Source organism: Pseudomonas sp. yb_2, assembly GCF_043103905.1.
In the GTDB taxonomy this organism is placed as follows: domain Bacteria; phylum Pseudomonadota; class Gammaproteobacteria; order Pseudomonadales; family Pseudomonadaceae; genus Aquipseudomonas; species Aquipseudomonas alloputida.
The window spans coordinates 51,840-58,982 of record NZ_JBICKH010000071.1 but is presented as its reverse complement, the minus strand read 5'-3'; the positions used below and the strand labels follow the sequence as shown (position 1 = coordinate 58,982).

Below are 7,143 nucleotides of genomic sequence, written 5' to 3'. Positions count from 1 at the left end.
CCAAAACCCTGCTTTTGTCGACCGAAGGGCGTGGCGATGGTGAGCTGCAAGCGCACAAGCCCAGGAAGGCTTGATAGTACATATGGAAATACGTATATTCGTTTTTCCGTATGTACAGGCACCCCCATGATCACACCGCCCGATGTCTTCAAGAGCCTCTCTGACGAAACCCGCGCTCGCGCCACTCTGCTTATCGCCAGCCTGGGCGAACTGTGCGTCTGCGAACTGATGTGCGCACTCAACGACAGCCAGCCCAAGATCAGTCGCCATCTGGCACAACTGCGCAGCAATGGCATGCTGCTGGACCGCCGTCAGGGCCAGTGGGTGTATTACCGCCTGAATCCGGAGCTGCCTTCCTGGGTTCACGAAATGCTGCAGGTCACCTTGCAGGCCAATTCGCAATGGCTGGCTGACAATGCCCTTCGGCTGAAGAACATGGACGGTCGCCCCGTGCGTGATTCCGTCTGCTGCTGATCATCACCAAGCGAGATTTTCATGCTGCCCGCCATTGCTGTCTTCGTGTTCACCCTCATACTGGTCATCTGGCAGCCCAAGGGGCTCGGTGTTGGCTGGAGCGCCGCGCTAGGCGCCATCATCGCCCTGGCTACAGGCGTAGTTTCCCTGCATGACATCCCTGCCGTATGGGCCATTGTCTGGAACGCCACCGCCACGTTCATCGCGGTCATCATCATCAGCTTGCTGCTGGATGAGGCGGGTTTCTTCGAATGGGCCGCATTGCATGTGGCACGCTGGGCAAACGGCAGCGGCCACCGCCTGTTCGCCTTCTGCGTACTGCTCGGCGCCGCTGTATCGGCGCTGTTCGCCAACGACGGTGCGGCGCTGATCCTCACCCCCATCGTCATGTCGATGCTGCTCGCGCTGCGCTTCTCACCTGCAGCGACACTGGCCTTTGTCATGGCAGCAGGCTTCATTGCCGACACGGCAAGCCTGCCGCTGGTGGTCTCCAACCTGGTCAACATCGTCTCGGCCGACTACTTCGGCCTGGGCTTCGCCGAATACGCATCGGTGATGGTGCCGGTGAACATCGCCAGCGTGGCGGCCACCCTGCTGGTGCTATTCCTGTACTTCCGTCGTGATATCCCCAAGCAGTACGCGCTCGATGCGCTGAAGGCGCCGAGCGAGGCAATTCATGACCACGCCACCTTCAAAGTCGGTGGGTGGGTGCTGCTGGTGCTGCTTGCAGGCCTGTTCGCACTGGAACCTCTGGGCATCCCGATCAGTGCGGTGGCCGCCGTCTGCGCCGCAATCCTCTTTGCCGTGGCCGCTCGCGGTCACCGCATCTCAACCCGTCGCGTGCTGCGGGAAGCGCCGTGGCAGGTGGTGATATTTTCGCTGGGCATGTATCTGGTGGTGTACGGCCTGAAGAACGCCGGCCTTACCGACATGCTCACCCACCTGCTGGACACGCTTGCCGAGCAGGGCCTGTGGAGCGCGGCCATTGGCACCGGGTTGATTTCCGCCCTGCTGTCCTCAGTCATGAACAACATGCCCAGCGTGCTGATCGGCGCATTGTCGATCCAGGCCAGCGGTGCAGAGGGCCTGGTACGTGAGGCGATGATCTACGCCAACGTCATCGGTTGCGACCTCGGACCGAAGATCACCCCGATCGGCAGCCTCGCCACGCTGCTTTGGCTGCATGTGCTGGCGCGTAAAGGCGTGCGCATCACCTGGGGTTACTACTTCAAGGTCGGCCTGCTGCTCACGGTACCGGTTCTGCTGATCACCCTTTCTGCTCTGGCACTGCGCCTGAGCCTCTGACGTTCGCCCCCCAGCGGAGGAGCCCTCCATGCGAGTCCTGTTCATGTGCACGGCCAACAGCTGCCGCAGCATCCTTTCCGAAGCAATGTTCAACCACCTGGCACCGCCCGGTTTCGAGGCAGTCAGCGCTGGCAGTTTTCCCAAGGGCCAGGTGCTGCCACGCAGCCTGAGCACGTTGCAGCAGGCCAATATCTCGACCGAGGGCTTGAGCAGCAAAGGCAACGATGCGTTCGAGGGCAACCCACCCGACATCGTCATCACCGTCTGCGACAAGGCAGCGGGCGAAGCCTGCCCGGTGTATTTCGGCCCTGCGTTGAAGTCGCATTGGGGGCTGGAAGACCCCTCCGATGTCGTGGGTGACGAAGCTACGGTCGATGCGGCTTTCCGGGCCACACTGGCCCGCATCGAGTCTCGCTGCCAGGCCTTCTTCGCGCTGCCGTTCGATCACCTCGACCGCGAGCAGCTCAAGCACGCGCTGGATCGCATCGGCTCGCTTTGAACAGGAAGAAAACATGTCCGAGCAACTGCCTAACCTCGACCTCACGCTGTTCGACCTGCCGCCTTCGGCAACCCCGACCTGCGAACACAAACCTCGCATCCTGCTGCTGTACGGGTCTACCCGAGAACGCTCCTTCAGTCGCTTGCTGGTAGAAGAAGCCGCGCGCCTCCTGGAGCACTTCGGTGCCGAAACCCGCACCTTCGACCCGTCGGGCCTGCCGCTGCCTGACGATGTACCCGTAGAGCATCCCAAGGTGCAGGAGCTGCGTGAACTGGTGCAATGGTCAGAAGGCCAGGTGTGGTGCTCGCCAGAGCGCCATGGGGCGATGTCGGCGGTGTTCAAGGCACAGATCGACTGGATTCCCTTGGCGCTGGGGGCATTGCGCCCCACCCAAGGCAAGACCCTGGCCGTGATGCAGGTGTGCGGCGGCTCGCAGTCGTTCAACGTGGTCAACCAGTTGCGCGTGCTGGGCCGCTGGATGCGGATGTTCACCATCCCGAACCAGTCTTCGGTACCCAAGGCTTATCTGGAGTTCGACGACGCCGGGCGGATGAAGCCATCGCCGTACTACGATCGCGTGGTTGATGTCATGGAGGAGCTGGTGAAGTTTACCGTGCTGCTGCGCGACCGCCAGGCATTCCTGGTCGATCGCTATTCGGAGCGCAAGGAAAGCGCCGAGCAGCTATCTGAGCGGGTCAATCAGCGATCCATCTGAAGCAAAGGTGATTCAAGACAGTGGAAACGACAAGGTAGCGGCCAGCCCGCCACCCGCTCTGTTTTCAAGGCGTACCTGCCCCCCCATACGGTCGATGATGGTCGCGACGATGGACAGCCCAAGGCCTGCACCATTTGGGCTATTTCGGCTGTAAAAGCGCTCGAATACACGGGACAGGCTCTCCTCATCAATACCCGTCCCTTCATCCTCGACGACCAGTTCGACGCTGCTGTCCAGGCGCCGCAGTAACACGGCGATGCGCCCCCCAGGCGGTGAGTGTTCTACCGCGTTGGACACCAGGTTCTGTAGCGCAATGCCCAGCGCGCCGGCGTCGATCTGCAGGTGGTGGTCCCCTTCGTCGATGTCCAGCGAGGGTTCCAGGCCACGGTCCAGTATCCATGGGGTCAGTTCAGCCAGGGTTTCGGTGACGACCTCGGCCAGGTCGATCCGGGTGCTGGCTCGCTGCCCCAGTCTTGGCTCGACGCGGGCCAAGGTCAGCAACTGGTTGACCACCCGTGTCAGCCGATCGACCCCGCCCACAAGAAAGCCCAGGGCTTTCTGGCGCTCGGCATCATTGCTGGCGGCCAGCGCGTTCTGCGCGTGCAGGCGCAATACGGCCAGAGGCGTACGCATTTCGTGGGCAGCATCGGCAATGAAGCGATGTTCACGCCGCAGCAGATCGTCGATCTGCGCCAGCAAGCGATTGATGGCCGCCTGCATGGGCTCCAGTTCAGTGGGAAGCGGTACCAGTTGCAGCGGCTCCAGCGAATCTGCATGACGCCTGCGGATGACATTGGCCATGTTCTGCAGTGGCCGCAGCCCCCAGCCGATCGCAGCCCACACCAGCAGTGCCAACGCCAGGCTGCCAAGCAGGAACGGGAACAGCGTGTGGCGAACGATGCGGTCGATCAGGTCGTAGCGCACATCATCACGCTCCCCCACCCAGATAAGCCAGTGTTTTTCCGGCACCGGCAAAACGAAACCGCGCCATTGTTCACCGCCACTGGAAAAGTCGTAGAACCCTGGAGCAGTGGGTGGTGGGTCGATGGGTGGCGCACTGGGTGTATGCACCAGCAACGCCATGCCTTCACCCCAGACCTGGAATGCCAGCTTGCTTTCGTAAGGGTGCCCCACCTGATGCCGCCCCGCTTTGCCCAAGGCATCGTTGAAGGCCTGATACAGCGCCTCACGCGAGCCCTCTTGTACCGGCATGCTCATGACGCCTTGCAGCAAACGCGCGTTCTGGGCCAGGTGCGCGTCATACACCTCGTTAATTTCGTGGCTGCTGTCGTGGTAGTTATAGAGCGCAAGCAAGCCGGTACCAAGTAGCAGCAAGAGCATCACACGCCACAGCGTGCGCTGGCGAAGCGAGGTCATGCCTTGACCTCGACCAGATAGCCAATGCCGCGCACCGTGCGAATCAGGCCGTTGAACAGCTTCTTGCGCAAATGGTAGATGTTCACCTCCAGGGTGTTGCTCTCCGGCTCTTCATCCCAGCCATACAGCAGTTGAGTCAGGCGCTCACGTGTGAATACCTTGCCCGGCTGTGCCAGCAACTCATGCAACAGCACATACTCTTTGGGGGTGAGCACAACCTCGACGCCGTTGTATTGCACTTGCTGGGTGGTCGGGTCCAGGCTGACCCCGGCATGCTCGATCAGCACCTTGGCGCGCCCGACGCTGCGCCGCAGCAAGGCGCGCAGGCGTGCCTTGAGCTCATTGAGGTCGAAAGGCTTTACCAGGTAATCATCGGCGCCGGCATCCAGGCCGGCAATGCGATCATCGAGGGCATCCCGCGCGGTGAGGATCAGCACCGGCAAGCTGTCGCCGCCGGCGCGTAATCGCCTGAGTAGCTCGAGGCCATCCATGCGGGGCAATCCAAGATCCAGGATCACCAGGTCGAAGGTCTCGTGCTGCAACGCATGCAAGCCACTGACACCGTCGCGCAACCAGTCGAGGGTGTAACCCTCCTGGCGCAAGCCGTCGCAGATCCCTTCCCCCAGTGCGATGTCATCCTCAACCAGCAACAGCCGCATGTTCAGTCCTGTTTGTCCTTGATGGCCTTGAGTAAAGCATCGATATCGGCACGCCGGCCCTGGTCAGCCAACTCACGCCCCGGCCGGGGCGGTGCCTGCAAGGCTTTCTGCAGGGCGGCGGTAGCTTCAGGGTAGCGCTTCTGCCGATAAAGATGATCGGCCCAGAAATAGTTGCTGTCGATACCGTTGGGGTTGATCTGCAAGGCTTTGCGCAGCATCTTGTCGGCCATCTCGGCATCACCGAAACCGATAGGCCAGCCGGGCACCTGGTCATACAGCGTGCCCAGGCTGGTGTAGGCCGAACCTTGCAGGGCGGCGGGGTCCAGCTTCATGGCCTGCTCCAGGCTGGCTTTCGCCGCCTTGACCTTGCCCAATGCACCGAGGCCACCCGTCGCCCCCGCCCAACTGCTGTTGATGATGCCCTCCCAGATCAAGGGTTCAGGTGTGCCCGGATACTGATGAACAAACGTTGCTGCATCGCCTGCCAGCTTTTCGAAGGCGTCGGCACGCTTATCCTTGGGCATTTGGTACTGAATCTGCGCCCAGCGCTGCTGCAGATCACTCAGGCGCTGGCTGCCTGCCTGGTCCAATGCCCAGGTGAAGGGTGCAAATGCCAGCAAGCTGGCAATGAACAGACGCTTCATTTGTTCGACTCCTTGGAATGGCTGCCGATATAGCGGCGAATGACTGGCAGTTGCTTGCGCAGTGCGCGATCGACTATGCCCGGCAACATGCCGTTGATACGCACGAAGAGCTTTTCCGGCCACCCCAGATAAAGCTCGGTGCGCTCGGATTGCACCGCCTGGAGCACAGCACGGGCGACGTCCGCCGGGTCGTCCATACCAACTTTCAGCGCTTGATTGAGCGCAGTCGCAGCGCTGCTGTTCATCGTTGTGCGGGTCGCCCGGGGGGCGGCATACAGCACGTTCACCGTGGTGTCGGCCAACTCGCGGCGCAGCGCTTGCGAAAAACCACGCAGCGCAAACTTGCTGGCGCAGTAGGTGGCGTAGCCGGGGTAGCCGATCGAGCCATAGGTCGACCCGACATTGACCACCAACGCCTTGGGCTGAGCGCGCAGCAACGGCAGGCAGGCGCGGGTCAGTTGCAGGGGAGCCTTCAGGTTGATGTCCAATAGCTCGTCCAACGCATACTCATCCAGCTGGTCGAGCAGAGCGAAGCGATTCACGCCAGCAGCGTTGATCAGCACATTCACAGCCCCCATCTCGCGTGCCCGCTCGATGACCTGTTCGCGCCCTGACGGGCTGCGCAGGTCGGCCTCCTGCCAGCGCAGACGATCAGGGTACCGGTTCATAAGGCCAGCCAGCTTGCCCATATGCCGACTGACGGCCAACACCTGGGCACCGGCAGCGCAGAGCTGTTCAGCCAATTCCAGGCCTATGCCCCCACTGGCGCCGGTGAGGATCACCACGGACTCAGCCAAACGCATGGTGCACCTCTTGCTGCCCGGCACGCGGGAGGCCCTGGAACATCTCGGTGTACAAGCGGTAGACGACCTTGGCCGCGTGGAGAACGGCCTGCTGGTCACCGGCATCGTCGAGGCGATCCATCAACTGTTTGTAGGTCACCATATGCTCCTGGTCGAGCGCACCGTGCGAGCTGAGGTAGCTGAACGCCTGGTCAGGCAGTGCCAATGTGTTCTGGATAACGCCTGCCGCCTGGGTGGCCAGGGCGATGCTGGTGCCTTCGAGCACGTTGACCATGCCGAACAACCCGACCGGGTTGCCACGGGCGATCAGGTCGTACAGGTAGGCGACCATCAGCTCGATGGATTGCACCGGCTGGCCATCGCGCACGGCCTCCCAGTCACCACCGCACGCTCTGATGTCGTTGAGGATCCACTGCTCGTGGCCGTATTCCTCCTCAATGTATTCGCAGACCGCGCCGCGCAGCCACTCCAGCCGCAGCGGCAATCGAGCCCCACAGGCCATCATCAGCGGCACGGTATGGCGCACGTGGTAATAGGCCTGGGTCAGGAAGGCGACGTAGCTGTCCAGGCTGACCTGGCCGGCCAGCGCTTCGCGGATCACCGGTACGGCGAACAGCGCCTGACGCTCTTGGGCGGTTTGTACTTGCAGGGTGTCGAAAAAGGACAT

At 61.9% G+C, this 7,143-nt stretch carries 9 protein-coding genes; 4 read left to right on the top strand and 5 right to left on the bottom strand.

Going from position 1 to position 7,143, the window contains the following annotated elements; genetic code table 11:
* The first annotated feature begins 126 nt into the window (after positions 1 to 126).
* Genes ACF8FB_RS18310 through arsH form a run of 4 tightly spaced genes read left to right on the top strand, consistent with a single transcriptional unit; the run spans position 127 to position 2,993 of the window.
* The gene (locus tag ACF8FB_RS18310) at positions 127 to 474 is read left to right on the top strand and encodes a metalloregulator ArsR/SmtB family transcription factor (protein WP_010953634.1); all 348 of its coding nucleotides are present in this window, start codon (positions 127 to 129) and stop codon (positions 472 to 474) included.
* A 21-nt stretch (positions 475 to 495) separates the two neighbouring features.
* A complete protein-coding gene (gene arsB / locus ACF8FB_RS18305; RefSeq protein ID WP_010953633.1) occupies positions 496 to 1,779 on the top strand; it encodes an arsenical efflux pump membrane protein ArsB in 1,284 nt (427 codons plus the stop codon).
* Positions 1,780 to 1,807: 28 nt separating this feature from the next.
* Complete coding sequence (locus ACF8FB_RS18300) at positions 1,808 to 2,278, top strand: arsenate reductase ArsC (protein ID WP_010953632.1); 471 nt, start codon at positions 1,808 to 1,810, stop codon at positions 2,276 to 2,278.
* Positions 2,279 to 2,291: 13 nt separating this feature from the next.
* Entirely contained in the window at positions 2,292 to 2,993 is a 702-nt protein-coding gene (arsH, locus tag ACF8FB_RS18295) for an arsenical resistance protein ArsH (protein ID WP_010953631.1), read from the top strand.
* A gap of 12 nt (positions 2,994 to 3,005) precedes the next feature.
* Here the strand turns inward: arsH and ACF8FB_RS18290 are convergent, their stop codons facing one another.
* From ACF8FB_RS18290 to ACF8FB_RS18270, 5 genes are read right to left on the bottom strand one after another with little or no spacing between them, the layout of a single operon-like run.
* A complete protein-coding gene (locus ACF8FB_RS18290; RefSeq protein ID WP_336087954.1) occupies positions 3,006 to 4,370 on the bottom strand; it encodes an ATP-binding protein in 1,365 nt (454 codons plus the stop codon).
* On the bottom strand, positions 4,367 to 5,029 hold the full coding sequence (locus ACF8FB_RS18285) for a response regulator (protein WP_010953629.1): 663 nt from the start codon (positions 5,027 to 5,029) through the stop codon (positions 4,367 to 4,369). Before ACF8FB_RS18285 ends, ACF8FB_RS18290 begins: the two co-directional genes overlap by 4 nt.
* 2 nt (positions 5,030 to 5,031) lie before the next feature.
* Positions 5,032 to 5,673 (bottom strand): hypothetical protein, encoded by a 642-nt coding sequence (locus ACF8FB_RS18280; RefSeq protein WP_392511643.1) that lies wholly within the window; start codon positions 5,671 to 5,673, stop codon positions 5,032 to 5,034.
* Positions 5,670 to 6,476, bottom strand: coding sequence for an SDR family oxidoreductase (locus ACF8FB_RS18275; protein ID WP_266024738.1), 807 nt, complete (start codon positions 6,474 to 6,476; stop codon positions 5,670 to 5,672). The genes ACF8FB_RS18280 and ACF8FB_RS18275 overlap by 4 nt, the downstream gene beginning before the upstream one ends.
* Positions 6,463 to 7,143, bottom strand: coding sequence for a TenA family transcriptional regulator (locus ACF8FB_RS18270; RefSeq protein WP_129932157.1), 681 nt, complete (start codon positions 7,141 to 7,143; stop codon positions 6,463 to 6,465). The genes ACF8FB_RS18275 and ACF8FB_RS18270 overlap by 14 nt, the downstream gene beginning before the upstream one ends.